16 protein-coding genes are annotated in these 18,234 nt (G+C 69.6%); 8 read left to right on the top strand and 8 right to left on the bottom strand.

The window, feature by feature from the left end; translation table 11 throughout:
- Positions 1-26 precede the first annotated feature (26 nt).
- The gene (gene acs, locus AC1DTW_RS10425) at positions 27-1,997 is read right to left on the bottom strand and encodes an acetate--CoA ligase (RefSeq protein ID WP_477980996.1); all 1,971 of its coding nucleotides are present in this window, start codon (positions 1,995-1,997) and stop codon (positions 27-29) included.
- A gap of 153 nt (positions 1,998-2,150) precedes the next feature.
- Here acs and AC1DTW_RS10420 point away from each other — a divergent pair, with 153 nt between their 5' ends.
- Entirely contained in the window at positions 2,151-2,765 is a 615-nt protein-coding gene (locus AC1DTW_RS10420) for a TIGR00645 family protein (RefSeq protein WP_477980995.1), read from the top strand.
- On the opposite strand, the gene nhaA is transcribed toward AC1DTW_RS10420, so the two are convergent.
- Positions 2,737-3,924 carry a Na+/H+ antiporter NhaA gene (gene nhaA, locus AC1DTW_RS10415; RefSeq protein WP_477980994.1) on the bottom strand — a complete coding sequence of 396 codons (1,188 nt, stop codon included), beginning with the start codon at positions 3,922-3,924 and terminating at the stop codon, positions 2,737-2,739. The genes AC1DTW_RS10420 and nhaA overlap by 29 nt on opposite strands.
- A 95-nt stretch (positions 3,925-4,019) precedes the next feature.
- Here nhaA and AC1DTW_RS10410 point away from each other — a divergent pair, with 95 nt between their 5' ends.
- From AC1DTW_RS10410 to AC1DTW_RS10395, 4 genes are read left to right on the top strand one after another with little or no spacing between them, the layout of a single operon-like run.
- Positions 4,020-5,570, top strand: a complete 1,551-nt coding sequence (locus AC1DTW_RS10410) for a fumarate hydratase (protein WP_477980993.1) — start codon at positions 4,020-4,022, stop codon at positions 5,568-5,570.
- A 32-nt stretch (positions 5,571-5,602) separates the two neighbouring features.
- Positions 5,603-6,334 (top strand): hypothetical protein, encoded by a 732-nt coding sequence (locus tag AC1DTW_RS10405; RefSeq protein ID WP_477980992.1) that lies wholly within the window; start codon positions 5,603-5,605, stop codon positions 6,332-6,334.
- Positions 6,331-6,864, top strand: a complete 534-nt coding sequence (locus tag AC1DTW_RS10400; RefSeq protein ID WP_477980991.1) for a GNAT family N-acetyltransferase — start codon at positions 6,331-6,333, stop codon at positions 6,862-6,864. The genes AC1DTW_RS10405 and AC1DTW_RS10400 overlap by 4 nt, the downstream gene beginning before the upstream one ends.
- Before the next feature lie 9 nt (positions 6,865-6,873).
- Complete coding sequence (locus tag AC1DTW_RS10395; RefSeq protein ID WP_477980990.1) at positions 6,874-8,046, top strand: low temperature requirement protein A; 1,173 nt, start codon at positions 6,874-6,876, stop codon at positions 8,044-8,046.
- An 11-nt stretch (positions 8,047-8,057) separates the two neighbouring features.
- Here AC1DTW_RS10395 and xerD read toward each other — a convergent pair whose 3' ends face one another.
- Both xerD and AC1DTW_RS10385 read right to left on the bottom strand, forming a co-directional pair.
- Complete coding sequence (gene xerD / locus AC1DTW_RS10390) at positions 8,058-8,975, bottom strand: site-specific tyrosine recombinase XerD (protein WP_477980989.1); 918 nt, start codon at positions 8,973-8,975, stop codon at positions 8,058-8,060.
- On the bottom strand, positions 8,972-9,946 hold the full coding sequence (locus tag AC1DTW_RS10385) for a tripartite tricarboxylate transporter substrate binding protein BugE (protein WP_477980988.1): 975 nt from the start codon (positions 9,944-9,946) through the stop codon (positions 8,972-8,974). The genes xerD and AC1DTW_RS10385 overlap by 4 nt, the downstream gene beginning before the upstream one ends.
- Before the next feature lie 103 nt (positions 9,947-10,049).
- Between AC1DTW_RS10385 and AC1DTW_RS10380 the strand changes: the two genes are divergently transcribed.
- The gene (locus AC1DTW_RS10380) at positions 10,050-10,955 is read left to right on the top strand and encodes an AEC family transporter (protein ID WP_477980987.1); all 906 of its coding nucleotides are present in this window, start codon (positions 10,050-10,052) and stop codon (positions 10,953-10,955) included.
- Between the two features lie 16 nt (positions 10,956-10,971).
- Here AC1DTW_RS10380 and AC1DTW_RS10375 read toward each other — a convergent pair whose 3' ends face one another.
- The 4 genes from AC1DTW_RS10375 to queG all read right to left on the bottom strand — a co-directional run bounded on the left by AC1DTW_RS10375 (position 10,972) and on the right by queG (position 16,327).
- On the bottom strand, positions 10,972-11,973 hold the full coding sequence (locus tag AC1DTW_RS10375; protein ID WP_477980986.1) for a nucleoside hydrolase: 1,002 nt from the start codon (positions 11,971-11,973) through the stop codon (positions 10,972-10,974).
- Positions 11,974-11,981: 8 nt separating this feature from the next.
- Complete coding sequence (locus tag AC1DTW_RS10370) at positions 11,982-14,234, bottom strand: TonB-dependent receptor (protein WP_477980985.1); 2,253 nt, start codon at positions 14,232-14,234, stop codon at positions 11,982-11,984.
- 96 nt (positions 14,235-14,330) lie between these two features.
- Positions 14,331-15,212 carry a phytanoyl-CoA dioxygenase family protein gene (locus AC1DTW_RS10365; RefSeq protein WP_477980984.1) on the bottom strand — a complete coding sequence of 294 codons (882 nt, stop codon included), beginning with the start codon at positions 15,210-15,212 and terminating at the stop codon, positions 14,331-14,333.
- Positions 15,209-16,327 carry a tRNA epoxyqueuosine(34) reductase QueG gene (gene queG, locus AC1DTW_RS10360; RefSeq protein WP_477980983.1) on the bottom strand — a complete coding sequence of 373 codons (1,119 nt, stop codon included), beginning with the start codon at positions 16,325-16,327 and terminating at the stop codon, positions 15,209-15,211. The genes AC1DTW_RS10365 and queG overlap by 4 nt, the downstream gene beginning before the upstream one ends.
- Here queG and tsaE point away from each other — a divergent pair, their 5' ends adjacent.
- Both tsaE and AC1DTW_RS10350 read left to right on the top strand, forming a co-directional pair.
- On the top strand, positions 16,328-16,804 hold the full coding sequence (gene tsaE, locus AC1DTW_RS10355) for a tRNA (adenosine(37)-N6)-threonylcarbamoyltransferase complex ATPase subunit type 1 TsaE (protein ID WP_477980981.1): 477 nt from the start codon (positions 16,328-16,330) through the stop codon (positions 16,802-16,804). It begins immediately after the preceding gene.
- The gene (locus AC1DTW_RS10350; protein WP_477980980.1) at positions 16,801-18,165 is read left to right on the top strand and encodes an N-acetylmuramoyl-L-alanine amidase; all 1,365 of its coding nucleotides are present in this window, start codon (positions 16,801-16,803) and stop codon (positions 18,163-18,165) included. Before tsaE ends, AC1DTW_RS10350 begins: the two co-directional genes overlap by 4 nt.
- The last annotated feature ends 69 nt before the right edge of the window (positions 18,166-18,234 follow it).

The following is an 18,234-nucleotide window of genomic DNA, read 5'->3' as shown; positions in this document are numbered from 1 at the left end:
GACGCGCACCGGGCCGCGGGCGCCGCTCAGTTGTTCTCGGCCAGCTGCTCGAGGATCGCGGGGTTCTCGAGGGTCGACACATCCTGCGTGATCGCCTCGCCCTTCGCGACCGAGCGCAACAGCCGGCGCATGATCTTGCCGCTGCGCGTCTTCGGCAGGTTGTCGCCGAAGCGGATGTCCTTCGGCTTCGCGATCGGGCCGATCTCCTTGCCGACCCAGTCGCGCAGCTGCTTGGCGATCGCCTTGGCTTCGTCGCCGGTCGGGCGCGAGCGCTTCAGCACGACGAAGGCGCAGATCGCCTCGCCGGTCGTGTCGTCGGGGCGTCCGACGACCGCGGCTTCGGCGACGAGCTCGGTGCACGAGACCAGCGCCGACTCGATCTCCATCGTGCCCATGCGGTGGCCCGAGACGTTCAGCACGTCGTCGATGCGGCCGGTGATCGTGAAGTAGCCGGTCTGCGCGTCGCGGATCGCGCCGTCGCCGGCGAGGTAGTAGCGGCCCTGGAAGTCGTCCGGGTAGTAGCTCTTCCTGAAGCGCTCGGGGTCGCCCCAGATCGTGCGGATCATGCTCGGCCACGGCTTCTTGACGACGAGGATGCCGCCCTGCCCCCACGGCACGTCCTTGCCGGTCTCGTCGACGACCGCCGCGGCGATGCCGGGGAACGGCAAGGTGCACGAGCCCGGCACCAGCGGCGTCGCGCCCGGCAGCGGCGTGATCATGTGGCCGCCGGTCTCGGTCTGCCAGAAGGTGTCGACCACCGGGCAGCGGCTGCCGCCGATGTGCTTGTAGTACCACTCCCAGGCCGCCGGGTTGATCGGCTCGCCGACGGTGCCGAGGATGCGCAGCGAGCTCAGGTCGTACCGATCGGGGTGCACCGCGGCATTGCCTTCGGCGGCCTTGATCAGCGAGCGGATCGCGGTCGGCGCGGTGTAGAAGATCGTGACCTTGTGGTCCTGGATCATCTTCCAGAAGCGGCCGGCATCGGGATACGTCGGGATGCTCTCGAACACGATCTCGGTGCCGCCGAGCGCGAGCGGACCGTAGGTGATGTAGGTATGGCCGGTGACCCAGCCGATGTCGGCGGTGCACCAGAACACGTCGTTCGGCTTCAGGTCGAAGGTCCACTTCGTCGTCAGCGCAGCATGCAGCAGGTAGCCGCCGGTCGAGTGCTGCACGCCCTTGGGCTTGCCGGTCGAGCCCGAGGTGTAGAGCAGGAACAGCGGGTGCTCGGCGCCGACCCACTCGGGCTCGCAGGTTGCCGGCTGCGCCTTGACCTCGTCGTGCAGCCAGTGGTCGCGCGCGTCCGACCATGCGATCTTGCCGCCGGTGCGGCGATAGACGATCACGTCCTTGACCGATTCGCAGCCCTCGAGCGCGAGGGCCTCGTCGACGATCCCCTTCAGCGGCAGCTGCTTGCCGCCGCGCAGCTGCTCGTCGGCGGTGATCACCAGCATCGCGCCGGTGTCGGCGATGCGGTCGCGCAGCGATTGCGCCGAGAAGCCGCCGAAGATCACCGTGTGGATCGCGCCGATGCGCGCGCAGGCCTGCATCGCGACCACGCCCTCGATCGACATGCCGAGGTAGATCGCGACCCGGTCGCCCTTCTTGACGCCGCGCGCGCGCAGCGCGTTGGCGAGGCGACAGGTGCGGTCGAGCAGCTCGCGGTACGTGACCTTCGTGATCTTCGCGTCGTCGGCCTCGAAGATGATCGCGACCTTGTCGCCCAGGCCCGCCTCGACCTGCCGGTCGAGGCAGTTGTACGAGGCGTTCAGCGTGCCGTCTTCGAACCACTTGAAGAACGGCGCATCGCTCGCATTCAGCACCTTCGTGAACGGTGTCTTCCAGCTGATCAGCTCGCGCGCCTGGCGCGCCCAGAAGCCTTCGTGGTCGGCCTCGGCCTCGGCGACGAGCTCGTTGTACGCCGCCATGCCGGACACGTGCGCGTCCTTCATCGCTGCGGCCGACGGGTTGTAGACGTGGGTCTCGGATGCGCTCATCGTGTGTCTCCAATGGTGTTTGGGGTCGACCCCCAAGACTGCTTTGGCGCGAGCTTAGGGAGCGGCTCTTACGAAGGGCTTACTCTGCCAGCGATCTCGCCACACCTACAATTTCGCGCAGTATCACCCACCTGTCTGCCCCGACCAACCCGCATGCCCCAGCGCCCCGAACCCCCGGCTCCGAAGATCGTCCAGCTGCGTCCGCTGCCCGCCTTCATCTTCATGAGCCGGTGGCTGCAGCTGCCGCTGTACCTCGGGCTGATCCTCGCGCAGTGCGTCTACGTGTTCCATTTCTGGGTCGAGCTGGTGCACCTGGTCGAGGCCGCGTTCGGCAACGAGGCCGCGCTGACCGCGTTGACCGAAGGCATGGGCTACGCGTTCCCCGAGGGTCACGGCCCGAAGCTCAGCGAGACCGTGATCATGCTGGCGGTGCTGGCGCTGATCGACGTCGTGATGATCTCCAACCTGCTGATCATGGTGATCGTCGGCGGCTACGAAACCTTCGTGAGCCGCATGGACCTCGAAGGCCATCCCGACGAGCCCGAATGGCTCAGCCACGTCAATGCCTCGGTGCTGAAGGTCAAGCTCGGCACCGCCATCATCGGCATCAGCTCGATCCACCTGCTGAAGAGCTTCATCAGCGCCGGCGACATGCGGCCCGAGGTGCTGCAGTGGCAGACCATCATCCACATCGCGTTCCTGCTGTCGGCGATCGCGATCGCCTACACCGACAAGCTGCTCAGCGCAGCGCTGCCGGCCGGGCACTGAGCAGCAGCGCAACGCCGAGCAGGCCCGCGATCAGCGAGCCGCCGAGCACACCGAGCTTGACCTGTGTCTCGTAGGCCGGATCCTGCCCGACGAACGCGAGCCCGCCGATGAACAGGCTCATCGTGAAGCCGATGCCGCACAGCACGCACACGCCGAGGAACTGCCGCGTGCTGGCCTGCGCCGGCAGCCCGGCGCCGGTCGTGCGCATCAGCAGCCACGAGGCGCCGAACACGCCGATCGCCTTGCCGGCGACGAGGCCGAGCGCGATCCCGAGCGGCACGCCTTGCGCCAGCGTGCCCAGCGACACGCCTGCCAGGTTCACGCCCGCGTTCGCGAACGCAAACATCGGCAGCACGGCGAAAGCGACCCACGGATGCAGTGCATGCTCGGCGCTCTCGAGCGGCGAGCCGCCGTGCCCGTCGGCGGCGTCGTTGCGCAGCGGGATCGCCATCGCGGTCACGACGCCGGCGAGCGTCGCGTGGATGCCCGACTTCAGCACGCAGACCCAGACGATCAGCCCGACCACGACATACGGGCCGATCTGCATCACGCGCATCCGGTTCAGCAGCGCCAGCACCAGCACGCCGGCGCCGGCCGCGAGCAGCATCGGCATCGACAGCTGCGCGGTGTAGAACGCCGCGATCACGACGATCGCGCCGAGGTCGTCGATGATCGCGACCGCCGTCAGGAACACCTTCAGCGATGCCGGCACGCGCGACCCGAGCAGCATCAGGATGCCGAGCGCAAACGCGATGTCGGTTGCCGTCGGGATCGCCCAGCCGCGCAGCGCGACCGGATCGGCGCGGTTCAGCGCGAGGTAGATCAGCGCCGGCGCGACCATCCCGCCGATGGCCGCCACCGCCGGCAGCGAGGCCTGCTTGATCGACGCGAGCTCGCCGGCCAGCACCTCGCGCTTGATCTCCAGCCCGACGACGAAGAAGAACACCGCCATCCACAGGTCGTTGACCCACAGCAGCAGCGGCTTGGACAGCACCAGCCAGTCGCCCGCAATGTGCAGCTCGCCGCGCAGCTCGATGAACGCGCGGTACTGCGGACCCAGCGGCGAATTGCTGACGATCAGCGCAACGACCGCCGCGAGCGCGAGCACGATGCCGCCGGCCGACTCGGAAGCGATGAAGCGTCGAATGCTGCTGATCACGTGGCGGCCCCTGGTTCAGTAAACTCGGTGCCCTGCGGGCAGGACGATTGGCCCGCATTGTTCACCAGCTCTTCCTCGCCATCGAGACACCCTTCATGACCACGATCCCCACAGTCGTCAACTACGCCGACCTCGTCGAGAGCGTCGCCGGCGCGCTGCAGTACATCAGCTACTACCACCCGGCCGACTACATCGCGCACCTCGCGCGCGCCTACGAGGCCGAGGCGAGCCCGGCCGCGAAGGACGCGATCGCGCAGATCCTGACCAACTCGAAGATGTGCGCCGAAGGCCGGCGCCCGATCTGCCAGGACACCGGCATCGTCAACGTGTTCCTGAAGATCGGCATGGACGTGCGCTTCGAGGGCTTCCCCGCCGGCATCGAGGAGGCCGTCAACGACGGCGTGCGCCGCGGCTACCTGAACCCCGACAACGTGCTGCGCGCGAGCATCGTCGCCGACCCGCATTTCGAGCGCAAGAACACCAAGGACAACACGCCCGCGGTGATCCACATGACGCTGGTGCCGGGCAACACGGTCGACGTGCAGGTCGCGGCCAAGGGCGGCGGCAGCGAGAACAAGAGCAAGTTCGTGATGATGAACCCGAGCGATTCGCTGGTCGACTGGGTCATGAAGACCGTGCCGACGATGGGCGCCGGCTGGTGCCCGCCGGGCATGCTCGGCATCGGCATCGGCGGCACCGCCGAGCGCGCGATGCTGATGGCCAAGCAAAGCCTGATGGAAGACATCGACATGTACGAGCTGAAGGCGCGCGGCCCCCAAAACAAGCTCGAGGAGCTGCGCATCGAGCTGTGCGACAAGATCAACGCGCTGGGCATCGGCGCGCAAGGCCTGGGCGGCCTGACGACCGTGCTCGACGTGAAGATCTCGACCTACCCGACGCACGCCGCGAGCAAGCCGGTCGCGATGATCCCGAACTGCGCCGCGACGCGCCACGCGCACTTCGTGCTCGATGGCTCCGGCCCCGCCTACCTCGAGCCGCCCAGCCTCGACCTGTGGCCCGACGTGAAGTGGGCGCCCGACTACAACCGCTCGAAGAAGGTCGACCTGAACACGCTGACGAAGGAACAGGTCGCCGCGTGGAAGCCGGGCGACACGCTGCTGCTCAGCGGCAAGATGCTGACCGGCCGCGACGCCGCGCACAAGCGCATTCAGGACATGCTCGCCAAGGGCGAGCCGCTCCCCGTCGACTTCACGAACCGCGTGATCTACTACGTCGGCCCGGTCGACCCGGTGCGCGACGAGGTCGTCGGCCCGGCCGGCCCGACCACCGCGACGCGGATGGACAAGTTCACCGAGATGATGCTGGCGCAGACCGGTCTGATCGGCATGATCGGCAAGGCCGAGCGCGGCCCGGCCGGCATCGAGGCGATCCGCAATCACAAGAGCGCCTACCTGATGGCCGTCGGCGGAGCGGCGTATCTGGTCTCGAAGGCGATCAAGCACGCCGAGGTCGTCGGATTCGCCGATCTGGGCATGGAAGCGATCTACGAGTTCGATGTGACCGACATGCCGGTCACCGTCGCGGTCGACTCGAACGGCATCTCGGTGCACGAGACCGGCCCGAAGGATTGGGAGGCGCGCATCAGGTCGGGCACGGGCACGCTGATCCCGGTCGCGGCGGTCTGAAGAGGCTGAGGGGCCATCGGATGCGCGGGGTGATGATCCGCTCGCTGCGGCTCGCCTCGGGCCAGGTGATGTGGACCTACATCGCGTTCCACTTCCTGAACCACGCGCTCGGCCTGGTCTCGCTCGGCGCCGCGGAGGCGGCGTTGCGCGTCGCCGCGGCGGTCTGGCAGAGCTGGCCGGGCACGGTGCTGCTGTACGGCGCGTTCGGCACGCACCTCGTGCTGGCGCTGGTCGGCCTGCACCAGCGCCACACGCTGCTGCTGCCGCCGCTCGAGATGATGCGCATCGTGTTCGGCCTGACGATCCCGCTGCTGCTGTTCGGGCACGTGGTCTCGACGCGCATCGCATACAGCTGGTACGGCGAAGCGGCGCAGTACCAGCGCATCGTCGCGAGCCTCGCGCGCGACGGCAGCACCGGCTGGCAGCTCGCGCTGCTGGCGCCCGGCTGGCTGCACGGCTGCATGGGGCTGAACGTCGCGTTCCGCCATCGCGCCTGGTACCCGCGCTGGCGCCCGTGGCTGATCGGCGCCGTGACGGCCCTGCCGCTGCTCGCGGCGGCGGGCTACTGGTCGATGATCGGCGAGGTCGCGGCCTTGCAGCTCGTCGTGCCGCCGCGCGTGCCGCCCTCGGCGGCGCAGCGCGAGGCGCTCGGCGCGCTGCGGGTCGATCTGCTGACCGGCTACTTCGGCGTGCTCGCGCTGGTGCTGATCTCGCGCAGCTGGCGCGACTGGTCGAACTGGCGCAGCGCCCGGAGAACGCCATGATGACGATCGATGCGGCGACGCCGGGCGACGCACAAGCCGTCGCGCAGATCCACGTCGACGCGTGGCGCGCGGCCTATGCCGGCATCCTGTCGGACGACTATCTCGCCGGGCTGTCGGTCGCGCAGCGCCACGCGATGTGGTGTGACGCGATCGCGCGGCAGCAGCCCGAGCTGCTGGTCGCGCGACGCGACGGCAGCATCGAGGGCTGGATCTCGATCGGCCCCTCGCGCGACGAGGGCGCGGCCGCCGATGTCGGCGAAGTCTGGGCGCTCTATGTCGCGCCGGCCCGGTGGCGCTCGGGCGCCGGCCGACAGCTGTGGCAGCGCGCCCGCGAACGCCTGATCGAGCGCGGCTTCACGCGCGCGACGCTGTGGGTGTTCGCGGCCAACCCGCGCGCGATCCGCTTCTACGAGAGCGCCGGTTTCGCGGTCGAGCCCGCGTCGGCAAAGCACTTCACGCTCGGCGGCCGCGAGGTCGAAGAGCTGCGCTGCTCGACCCGCCTCTCGGCCTTCGCGTCGACGCGGGAGTGAGTCCGGACCATGGGCCGCAACGCCGCCAGGCCGTTCTTCCGTGATCGCCACGGCCACGCGAAGGTCACCAACGAAGAGCTGTTCTTCGACCTGATCTACGCCTTCGCCGTCACGCAGCTCTCGCACCGCCTGCTCGAGAACCTGACGCCGCTCGGCGCATTGCAGACCCTGGTGCTGTGGTTCGCGGTCTGGCTCGGCTGGCAATACACCGCGTGGGTCACGAACTGGTTCAACCCCGAGAACGCCGGCATGCGCGGCATGTTGTTCGGCGTGATGCTGCTCGGCCTGCTGATGTCGTCGGCGATCCCCGACGCGTTCGGCGCGAAGGGGCTGATGTTCGCGGCCTGCTACGCGGCGATCCAGGTCGGGCGCAGCGCGTTCGTGCTGTTCCGGCTGCGCGGCGACACCGCGCTGCGGCCGAACTTCACGCGCATCTTCGGCTGGGTCTGCATCTCGGGCGTGCTGTGGCTCGCCGGCGGCCTGGCCGATGGCGCCGTGCGCCTCGCGCTCTGGAGCGCCGCGGTGCTGTGCGAATACATCTCGCCGATGCTCGGCTTCCGGCTGCCGGGTCTCGGGCGTTCCGCCACCCGAGACTGGACCATCGATGGCGGCCACCTCGCCGAGCGTTGCCAGCTGTTCGTGATCGTCGCGCTCGGCGAATCGATCCTCGCGACCGGCGCCGGCTTCGGCACCGCGGCCCATCCGGGCACCGCGACCCATGTGGCGCTGGTCGTCGCGTTCGCCGGCAGCATCGCGATGTGGTGGATCTACTTCGACACCGCGAGCGAGCACGGCACGCACGCGATCACGCGTTCGAGCGACCCGGGCCGCATCGGCGCGTACTTCCACTACATCCACGTGACGCTGATCGCCGGCATCATCGTCGCGGCGGTCGCCGACGAGCTCGTGATCCACCACCCCGACCAGCCGATCGACCTGCCGAGCGCCGCCGTGCTGGTCGGTGGACCGCTGATCTACCTGCTCGGCAATGCGATCTACAAGAAGGTCGTGTACGGCTGGTTCCCGCCGTCGCACATCGCCGGCATCGTGCTGCTCGTGGCGCTGTTCCCGGCCGCGTTCGTCACCGACCGGTTGCTGGTCGGCGGGCTGACGAGCCTGATCCTGATCGGCGTGGCCGCGTGGCAGAGCCGGCATGTGCCGGCGCTGCCGGCGCCGGACTGACCGACCGGCACTCAGCCGCGCGGATGATGCTGCGCGTGCAGCAGCCGCAGCCGCTCGCGCGCGACATGCGTGTAGATCGTCGTCGTCGAGATGTCGGCATGGCCGAGCAGCAGCTGCACCGCGCGCAGGTCGGCGCCGTGGTTCAGCAGGTGGGTCGCGAACGCATGCCGCAGCGTGTGCGGCGACAGCGGCACGTGCACACCGCCGCGCAGCGCGTGCGCCTTGATCAGCTTCCAGAACATCTGCCGCGTCATCGGCCCGCCGCGGCCGGTGACGAACAGTGCGTCGCTCGCCTGCCCGTCCAGGATCGGCGCGCGCGCCTCGCGCAGGTAGCGCGCGAGCCAGTCGTGCGCCTCTTCGCCGAAGGGCACGAGGCGCTCTCTCGCGCCCTTGCCGGTGACGCGCAACGCGCTGTCCGACAGGCTCAGGTGCACGCTCTTCAGCGTCACCAGCTCGCTGACGCGCAGGCCGCTGGCGTACATCAGCTCGAGCATCGTGCGGTCGCGCAGGCCGAGCGGCGTGTCGACATCGGGCGCGGCGAGCAGCGCCTCGACCTGCGCTTCGCTCAGCGTCTTCGGCACGCGCGGCGCCTGCTTCGCGCTCGTCAGTTTCAGCGTCGGGTCGGCGCTCAGCAGGTGCTCGCGCAGCGCCCAGCGGAAGTAGCGCTTGAAGACCGTCAGGCGCCGGTTCGCGCTCGTCGCCTTGCTGCCGGCGTGGCGCGCGACCGCGTAGCCGAGCAGATCGGTTTCACGGCTCGAATCGATCGCACGCCGCTCGCGCGCCGCGAGCCAGTCGGCGTACAGGCTCAGGTCGCGCCGATAGGCCGCGAGCGTGTTCGCACTCAGGCCGTCCTCGATCCAGACGGCATCGATGAAGCGATCGATCGAAGCCTGGCTGGCCTCGCGCGTCGCGGACGCTCTGCCTGTCACTCCAGCGTGAGCTTCTGCAGCTTGACGACCTGCTTGTAGACCTCGTACTCGGCCGCGATCTGCGCCGCGAACTGCTCCGGCGTGTTGGCGATGATCAACGAGCCGGTCTCCTCGATGCGCTTCTTGACGGCCGGATCCTCGAGCGTCTTCTTGACCGCGCTACTGACCTTGTCGACGATCTCCTTCGACAGGCCCTTGGGCCCATAGATGCCGTAGTAGGCCATCCGGTTGACCGGCTCCAGCCCGACCTCCTTGAAGGTCGGCACGTTCGGCAGCTGCGCCAGGCGCTGCGGCGCGGCGACGACGATCGCGATCAGCCGGCCGTCCTTGATGAAGGGCAGCGCCGACGGCAGGTTGTCGAAGATCATCGGCACCTGGCCGGCGACGGTGTCGTTCAGCGCCGGGCCGGCGCCGCGGTACGGGATGTGCGTGACGAAGGTGCCCGAAAGGTTCTTGAACAACTCCATCTGCAGGTGGCCGATGCCGCCGGTGCCGGAACTCGCGAAGCTGTACTTGCCGGGGTTCTTCTTCAGCTCGGCGAGAAAGCCCTTGTAGTCGCGCGCCGGAAAACTCGGGTGCACCGCGATCACGTTCGGCGTCGCGGCGACATTGATGATCGGCGTGAAGTCGGTCAGCGGGTTGTACGGAATCTTCGGGTTGATGGCCGGATTCGCCGCGGTCGTCGAGACCGTGGCCATGCCGAGCGAGTAGCCGTCGGGTGCGGCCTTCGAGGTTTCGGTCGCGCCGACCGAACCCCCGCCACCGGCCTTGTTCTCGACGATCAGCGTCGCGCCCAGCGGCCCGTTGATCTTCTCGGCGACGGTGCGCGCGACGATATCGGTCGTGCCGCCCGGCGCGAATGGCACGACCAGCCTGACCGGCTTGTTCGGGTAGGCCTGGGCCCAGGCCGCGCCCGCACCGGTCAGCAGGGTCATGGCGCAGCAGGAGGCGATCAGGAATCGGCGTTGCATCGGTTGGGCTCCGTGTGGGATTGAATGATGATCAGTTTAGGGCCGGCGCGGCGGCCGCGGCACCGGCGAACACCCTTGCGCCGGCGCTGGCACACTCGCCCGCATGCCGAACGCGCTGCTGTTGTTGCCCGACTTCCTGTTGATCGCGTTGGGCTGCGCGCTGTGCCGCCTGACCGCGCTGAATCGCCCGGTCTGGGAGGCGGCCGAACGGCTTGTCTACTACCTGCTGTTCCCGGTGCTGCTGTTCAACTCGATCCTGAAGAGCCCGCTGCAACCGACGCAGACCTTCAGCCTCGCGGCCGCGAGCCTGGGGATCACCGCCACCGGCATCGCGGTCGCGCTCGCGCTCGGCCGTTGGCCGGGCATCGACGCACGCCGCCACGCCTCGGGCGCGCAGACGGCCTACCGCTTCAATTCGTTCATCGGGCTGGCACTGGCCGAGCGCCTGGGCGGCGCGCCGGGGCTGGCCTGGATGGCGCTGTGCATCGCGCTGAGCGTGCCGCTCGCGAACGTCGCGGCGGTCTGGCCGTTGGCGCGTCACGGCGGGCACTCCTACGGCCGCGAGCTGGCACGCAACCCGCTGATCCTGAGCACGCTCGCCGGCCTGATCGCGAATGCGGCCGGGTTGAGCTTTCCCGAGGCGGTGTCGACGACCTTGCAGCGCATCGGGCTGGCCGCGCTGCCGCTCGGGCTGATGGCGACCGGCGCCGGGCTGCGCGTCGGCGGCCTGAAGACCTCGCCCGGCCTGGCCGCGGCGCTGATGGCGGTGCGCCACGCACTGCTGCCGGCGCTGGCGATCGGGCTGACCGCGGCGCTCGCGCTGTCGCCGCCGCAGCGCCTGATCGTCGTGCTGTTCGCCGCGCTGCCGACCGCGTCGAGCGCGTATGTGCTCGCGGCGCGGATGGGCGGCGACGGCGGCTACGTCGCCGGGCTCGTGACCCTGTCGACCTTGCTCGGCATGCTCAGCGTGCCGCTGTGGCTGGCGTTGCTCGGCAGCGCGGCGGTCTAGGACCCAGACCGCGAGCTCAGCGTGCTGCCGTGGCTGGCGCGGCGGTCCTCAGCACGCGTTGCATGAAGAGTCCCACCAGAGATGGCACATCGGCCGCGAGGCAGACCTGCGCGTTGGGCGGACCGGCGACCTCCGTGGTCGCGCCCTGCTCGTCGACGGCGATGTGCAAGGGCGTCGTCGGGCACAGGCCGGGATCGATCGCATAGGCCACCGGCACGACGTCGAACAAGGTCGGGGTCTGGCTGGACCAGGGCTGGTAGGCATCGACCCACTGGTGGTAGAGCAAGGCCAGCGCGTCGGTGAGCGGCGTGCCCTGCGCGAACAGCGCGTTGCGCGCCGTCTCCTCGAGCCGGATCTGCGTCGCGTCCAGCGGCATCATCACGAGGCTCACGCCGGCGCCGAACACTGCCTGCGCCGCCGCGATGTCGGAGACGATGTTGTATTCCCGGTCGGGCGGGCGCGGCGCGTGAAACGGCGACTTCCGGTAGCCGCTGCGCACCGAGCCGCCCATCAGCACCACGCGCTTCAGCCCACGGAAGGTGGCCGGATCGCGCTGGATCGCTGCGCCGAGGTTGGTCAGCGGGCCGAGCGCGAGCAGCGTGATCTCGCCCGGATGGCGCCGGATGCTGTCGAGCAGAAAGTCGACCGCCGGCGCCGCGCGCTCGGGCGTCGGTCCGCGCTGCGCCCAGCGCGCCTGCGTGAACGGTGTCTGCGATGGCGTGGCGACGCCCTCGGCGACGGGGATGTCGGTGCGCCCGATCTCGCGCAGCAGCCGCCGCACCAGGCGCACGCGCAGCGGCGTGTCGCCCCAGGCGGTGGTGATGCCGACGATCTCGAACTCCGGGCTCGACAGCAGCAGCGCGAGCGCGAAGGCATCGTCGATGTCGTCGCCGACGTCGGTGTCGACGATCACGCGCTGCTTCGCGGGCGTCGGGGTCGGACCCTGTGCCTGCGCCTGCGCCGTGAACCCGCAGCAGACCGCCAGGCACAGGCACGCCCAGCGGCCCGCGCGCAACACCCCGATCTTCAGAACTGCGCCTTGAACTGCACGCCGTAGGTGCGCGGGTCGTTGATGAAGCCGGTCAGGTTGTTGAAGTCGATGGCGCCGACCGCGACGACCTTGTTGGTGATGTTGCGACTGAAGGCGGCCACCTCGTACTTGCCGCCGGCCCAGTTGTAGCCCACGCGCAGGCCGCCGGTCAGCAGCGGCTTGCCGGTGAACTCGGCCGCCTCGTAGAGGAAGAAGTTGACCTTGCTGCGGTACGACCAGTCGGTGTAGACGAAGTACTCGCCGCCGCTGGCCGTCGGGATGCCGTAGCGCGCGGTGACGTTGGCGATCCACTTCGGCGCCTGCGGCAGCGGGTTGCCGTCGATCGCGAACTGCCCGGTCGTCCCCACCTGCGGGTTCTGCATCGTGCACATGCCCGAGCCGCAGCCCGCGACCGTGAGGTTCGGATCCTTGATCTTCGTGTCGTTGTAGCTGCCGCTCATCGTGACGAGCAGGTTCTCGGTCAGGTAGGCGTCGAGGTTCAGCTCGAAGCCCTGGCCGATCGCCTTCTTGGCGACCTTCAAGGTGTTGGAGTTGCCGGCGCCGCCGACCTCGGTGAGCTGCAGGTCCTTGACGTCGTAATGGAACACGCTGAACGACACGCGCGCGCGCCGATCGAACAGATCCGACTTCACGCCGGCCTCGTAGGAGGTGGTGTTCTCCTGGCCCGCGATCGACTGCGGTCCGAACGCCGACGCGGGCTGCACGCTGGAGCCGCGGTAGCCGGTCGCGACGCGCGCGTAGACGTTCGTGTCGGGGGTCAGCTTGTAGGTGCCGCTCAGATCGCCGCTGGGCTTGGAGTCGCTCAGGTGAGCCGAGGTACCGTTGCTCGTGACGATGCCGGCGGTGGCGTCGCTTTCCAGGTCCTTCTTGTCCTTCGTGTAGCGCAGGCCGGCGCGCAGGCTGAGGTCTTTCGTGACGTCGTACTTCAGCGAGCCGAACGCGGCCCACGACGTGCTCTTCTGCTCGTCGGTCAGCTTGCTGGTCTGCACGCCGCCGGCCAGGCTGTTGTAGCCGTAGCTGTTCGCGATGAAGTCTTCGTTGAAGTAGTACAGGCCGGCCTGCCAGTTCAACGGCGAGGCATAGCGCGACTCCACGCGGAACTCCTGCGTGAACTGGCGGTGGCCGTGCACCGCGCCGGCGGTCTCGCTCGGGAACGGGATCACCCCCGGCCCGGAAGGCGGCGCGAAGACCGCGCCGTAGCCGCCGTCGATGTCGCCGCGGCTGAAGGTGTGCACCGTCTCGAAGCCGGTGATCGAGTGCAGTGCGTAGTCGCCGAGGTTCCAGCGCAGCCGTGCGCTGCTGCCATAGCTCTGGATGTGCTGCTCGTTGCGGCCGTCGGTCGAGAACTTGCTCGGCTCGAAGCCGTCGACGAGGTCGTTGCTGCCGGGCTTGAAGATGTTGGCGCGGAACACGCGTGCGCTGCCGTCCAGGTCGCGCGCATGGGCGTTGAACAGCGCGCTGAAGTCGCTGCCCGGCTGGTAGAGCAGCTGCACGCGCGCGGCGCGATCGTCGTAGCCTTCGGTCTTCTGCGTCGGGCCGGCGCTGTAGGTGTTGTCGACCCAGTCGTCGCGGTGCTGGTAGAGCAGCGCGACGCGCGCTGCCCACGCGGAGCCGAGCGCCACGCTCTTCGCGGCCTCCACGTTGGTGGTCTTGTAGGTGCCGAACGACACGCTGCCGTAGCCGTCGGTCGCGCCGATCTCGGGCGCGGCGGAGTCGAATTTCACGACGCCGCCCGGGGTGTTGCGCCCGAACAGGCTGCCCTGCGGCCCGGCCAGCACCTCGACCCGGCTCAGATCGAAGATCGGGAAGCCCTTGAGCAGAGGGTTCTCCTGGACCACGTCGTCATAGACCAGCGAGACCGGCTGCGACGCGTTGACGCGGAAGTCGGTGTTGCCGTAGCCGCGGATGTAGAAGCGCGGGAACGCGCGGCCGAACGAGGATTCGATGTTCAGGCTCGGCACGCGGGCCGACAGCGCGCGCACGTCTTCACCGGAGGAGTTGATGATGTCGAGCTTCTCGCCGCTCAGTGTCGAGACCGAGCTCGGCACGTCCTTGATGTTCTCGGTGCGGCGCTCGGCGGTCACGGTGACCGTCTGCAGCGTGCCGGCCACCGCACTCGCGGCGGCGCCGGGCGGCTTGGCGTCCTGCGCCTGCGCGAACGGCAGTGCGAGTGCCAGTGACGGCGCGATGAGGCCGAACTTCTTCTTCAGATGGCTGATCCTGGACATGGTCCCTCCGGTGGTTGTTATCGCCGCGACCCGTGCAAGCCGTGTGCCAGCGCGCCGCCGATTCGGCCCGCTTTTGAGGCCGACCGGGCACGGGGCTTACCCGAACCCGGTGAACGGCGGGTCGACGCCGTCGGTGCGCCGGATCCAGTTGCTCGCCGGGTAATGCGCCTGCCCGCTGACCGCATGCAGCGTGTAGGCGTGGCGCGATTGCCCGGACCGGTTCGCCTCCGACAGGTGCGGCAGGCCGCCGTCGAAGACGACCAGCGCGCCCCGCCCCACCTCGAGCCATTCGAGCCCACCCATGTCCCACGCGGGCGGCGGGTGCTGCGGCTCGAGCGCGAAGCGGCCGCCAGACTGGCGCCTGAACACCTCCTTCAGGCCGCGCCGATGCTGGCCCGGCAGCGCGCCCAGGCACCCGTTGCCGCGGTGCGCGTCTTCGATCGCGAACCAGAAGCCGACCACCGACGCGGGCTCGGTGTACAGGTAGGTCGAGTCCTGGTGGCACATCACCTCGCCGCCGATGCCGGGCTGCTTGAAGATGTACATCGACTGCACCAGCTTCGGGTCGACCAGGCCGATCGCATCGGCCACCGCCTGCAGCCGCGGCCCGCGCGAGAACGCGCTGAACACCGGGTCGAGGTCGTGCATCGCATGGCCGAGCTTGTTGACGGCGCGCTCGAGCGGCACCTGGAGGCGGCCGCCGGCGTCGAACGCGCCCTCCTCGAAGAACGCGCCGATGCGGCTCGCCGAGGCTTCGAAATACGCGTCCTGCGCATGGCGCTGGTCGCGGGTCGAGAACACCGTGCCGGGCGCGGCCGGCGCATGCGCGGCGACGAGTTCGAGTGCGCGCGCGCGCAGCGCCGCGCAGCGCTCGGCGGGCATGAAGTCCTCGACCACGATCACGCCGTCGCGGGCGTAGGCCGCGACGGCCTCGGGTGACAGGCCGGGGGCATCGTCCAGGCGGCAGCGGTGAATCATGGTGGGACAGGTTCCTCGAGTTGCGGTGCGCGTGCGAGCGCCCAGTCGATGTGTTCGCGCACGAGTGCGCTGCAAGCTTCGCGCCGGCTCTCGAGCGCGGCGCGCAGCGCCGGGTCGTCGGCGGCGTGCAGCGCGTTGCCGAGCGCGACCGCGAGGTTGCGCTGCCAGCGCTCGAAACCGATGCGGCGGATCGCGCTGCCCTCGGTGTGGCGCAGAAAATCGGCCTCGCTCCAATCCCACAACTGCCGCAGCGTGGCGTTGCCGACCGATTCGCGCACGTCGAAATCGGGCAGCGTGCTGCGCGCCGCATACTTGTTCCAGGGGCAGACGAGCTGGCAGTCGTCGCAGCCGTAGATGCGGTTGCCGAGCAGCGGCCGGAGCGCCACCGGAATGGGACCTGGCTCCTCGATCGTCAGGTACGAGATGCAGCGCCGCGCGTCGAGCCGGTACGGCGCGACGATCGCGCCGGTCGGGCACACGTCGATGCAGGCGCTGCAAGTGCCGCAGTGCGCGCCGGCCGGTTCGGTCAGCGGCAACGCCAGGTCGACGTAGATCTCGCCGAGAAAGAACATCGAGCCGGCCTCGCGGTTCAGCACCAGCGTGTGCTTGCCGCGCCAGCCGATGCCGCTCTTCGAAGCCAGCTCGACCTCGAGCACCGGTGCCGAGTCGGTGAACACGCGGTGGCCGAACGGCCCGACCGCGTCGGCGAGGGTGTCGGCGAGCTGCTGCAGCCGCGCGCGCAGCACCTTGTGATAGTCGCGGCCCCGCGCGTACATCGACAGCGTCGCCTGCGTCGGGTCGGCCAGGCGCTGCCACTCGATCGCCTGCCAGCCTTCGGGCAGCGCGCGCGGCAGGTAGTCCATGCGCGCGGTGATCACGCGCACGGTGCCCGGCACCAGCTCGGCCGGGCGTGCACGCTTCAGGCCGTGCAGGGCCATGTAGCCCATCGCGCCGTGAAAGCCGTTGCCGAGCCACTGCATCAGCCCGCCTTCCGCGTCGGACAAGTCGACATCGGCCACGCCGATCTGTGAAAATCCGAGCCGCGCGGCCTGCTCACGCAGCTGCGCCAGCAGCGTTTGCTGCCGTTCCGAATCCAACTGCCGAGTGCCCACCATTTGCCGATTCTAGAAACCCGCACGCAGCATTGGCCCGACGAGGCTGCTTGTGCCGCCGCGGCCGGTGCGCTGGCCCGCCACGCGAGCCTGGCCGATGCATTCATCGAACTGCACGGCCCGCTCGGCGCCGGCAAGACGACCTTCGCTCGGCACCTGCTGCATGCGCTCGGTGTCGAAGGCCGCGTCAAGAGCCCGACCTACGCGGTGATGGAGCCCTACGAGCTGACCCGCGACGGCGCGCCGTTCGCGGTCTGGCACTTCGACTTCTACCGCTTCAACGACCCGCAGGAATGGGAAGACGCGGGCTTTCGCGATGTCTTCGCGAGCCGCGGGCTGAAACTCGCCGAGTGGCCCGAGAAGGCCGAGGCGCTGCTGCCCGAGGCCGATCTGCGCATCCACATCGAGCCGCTCGAAGGCGACGCGCGGCGCGCGCGCCTCGATGCGCACACGCCGCTCGGCGTCGCGTTGCTGCCATGACGCGCGCGCCGACACGCCGGGATGCGCTGCGCTCGATGGGCGCCGTCGCGCTGCTGCTCGGCGGCGCCGATCTGGCGTTCGGCGCGAGCATCGTCGCGGTGCGCGTCTGGCCGGCCGCCGACTACACGCGCGTGACGATCGAGTCCGACGCGCTGCTGACGCAGAAGCATTTCATGGCCGAGAACCCGAGCCGCCTCGTGATCGACATCGACGGCCTCGAGCTCAGCCCGGCGCTGCGCGATCTGGTCGGCAAGGTGCGCGCCGACGACCCGTTCATCGCCGGCGTGCGCGCCGGGCAGAACCAGCCGCGCGTCGTGCGCGTCGTGATCGACCTGAAGCAGCCGACCGCGCCGCAGCTGTTCACGCTCGCGCCGGTCGCCGCCTACCAGCATCGGCTGGTGTTCGACCTGTACCCGACGCAGGAGCGCGACCCGCTGCTCGCGCTGATCCGCGACAAGGAGGCCGCTGAGCAGCAGGCCGCGCAGGCGGTGCAGGACGCGCTCGGCGAGTTCATCGGCAAGATCGAGCGACCTGCTGGGCCACCGGTCGCGACCACCCCGCCGGCGTTGCCGCCGGTCGCGACCTTGCCCTCCCCGGTGCCGCCGCAGCAGACGCCCGCGCCGTTGCCGCCGGCGGTCCAGGGCAAGATCGATCGACTGATCGTCGTCGCGATCGACCCCGGCCACGGCGGCGAAGACCCCGGCGCGAGCGGCCCGAGCGGGCTGCACGAAAAGGATGTCGTGCTGCGCATCGCGCTGCAGCTGCGCGACGCGCTCAACGCCCAGCCGAACATGCGTGCGATGCTGACCCGCGACGCCGATTTCTTCGTGCCGCTGGTCGACCGCGTGCGCAAGGCGCAGCGCGTGCAGGCCGACCTGTTCGTCTCGATCCACGCTGATGCCTTCATCACGCCGGAAGCGCGGGGCGCCTCGGTGTTCGCGCTGAGCCAGGGCGGCGCGACGAGCGCCGCGGCGCGCTGGATGGCGAACCGCGAGAACGCCGCCGACGCGATCGGCGGCGTCAACATCAAGGCCAAGGACGCGAGCGTGCTGCGCGCGCTGCTCGACATGAGCACGACCGCGCAGATCCGCGACAGCCTGAAGCTCGGCGGCGAGGTGCTCGGCCAGATCGGCAAGGTCGGCAAGCTGCACAAGGGCAGCGTCGAGCAGGCCGGCTTCGCGGTGCTGAAGGCGCCCGACATCCCGTCGATCCTGGTCGAGTCGGCGTTCATCTCGAACCCCGAGGAAGAGGCCCGCCTGCGCGACCCCGAGTACCAGGCGCAGCTGGTGCGCGCGCTGGCGCTCGGCATCCAGCGCTACTTCGCGAAGAACCCGCCGCTGGCGCGATCGCGCCAGCTGTAGCGCCGCGGGCGCCGGGCCCGCGTCCGGCACGGGTTGCCCCTGTAGACTGCGGCCGGGCTCGCTGCCAAG

It is taken from the genome of Rhizobacter sp. P5_A1 (assembly GCF_056400745.1).
Note: the sequence above shows the minus strand (reverse complement) of the source record. Positions and strands in the feature narration are given on the sequence as shown.

What these genes read in the sequence shown, in the direction of transcription:
- acs (WP_477980996.1), bottom strand. Translation starts at nt 1,997, where the DNA reads ATGAGCGCATCCGAGACCCACGTCTACAACCCGTCGGCCGCAGCGATG.
- AC1DTW_RS10420 (WP_477980995.1), top strand. Translation starts at nt 2,151, where the DNA reads ATGCCCCAGCGCCCCGAACCCCCGGCTCCGAAGATCGTCCAGCTGCGT.
- AC1DTW_RS10410 (WP_477980993.1), top strand. Translation starts at nt 4,020, where the DNA reads ATGACCACGATCCCCACAGTCGTCAACTACGCCGACCTCGTCGAGAGC.
- AC1DTW_RS10405 (WP_477980992.1), top strand. Translation starts at nt 5,603, where the DNA reads ATGATCCGCTCGCTGCGGCTCGCCTCGGGCCAGGTGATGTGGACCTAC.
- AC1DTW_RS10400 (WP_477980991.1), top strand. Translation starts at nt 6,331, where the DNA reads ATGATGACGATCGATGCGGCGACGCCGGGCGACGCACAAGCCGTCGCG.
- AC1DTW_RS10395 (WP_477980990.1), top strand. Translation starts at nt 6,874, where the DNA reads ATGGGCCGCAACGCCGCCAGGCCGTTCTTCCGTGATCGCCACGGCCAC.
- AC1DTW_RS10385 (WP_477980988.1), bottom strand. Translation starts at nt 9,946, where the DNA reads ATGCAACGCCGATTCCTGATCGCCTCCTGCTGCGCCATGACCCTGCTG.
- AC1DTW_RS10380 (WP_477980987.1), top strand. Translation starts at nt 10,050, where the DNA reads ATGCCGAACGCGCTGCTGTTGTTGCCCGACTTCCTGTTGATCGCGTTG.
- AC1DTW_RS10370 (WP_477980985.1), bottom strand. Translation starts at nt 14,234, where the DNA reads ATGTCCAGGATCAGCCATCTGAAGAAGAAGTTCGGCCTCATCGCGCCG.
- AC1DTW_RS10365 (WP_477980984.1), bottom strand. Translation starts at nt 15,212, where the DNA reads ATGATTCACCGCTGCCGCCTGGACGATGCCCCCGGCCTGTCACCCGAG.
- queG (WP_477980983.1), bottom strand. Translation starts at nt 16,327, where the DNA reads ATGGTGGGCACTCGGCAGTTGGATTCGGAACGGCAGCAAACGCTGCTG.
- AC1DTW_RS10350 (WP_477980980.1), top strand. Translation starts at nt 16,801, where the DNA reads ATGACGCGCGCGCCGACACGCCGGGATGCGCTGCGCTCGATGGGCGCC.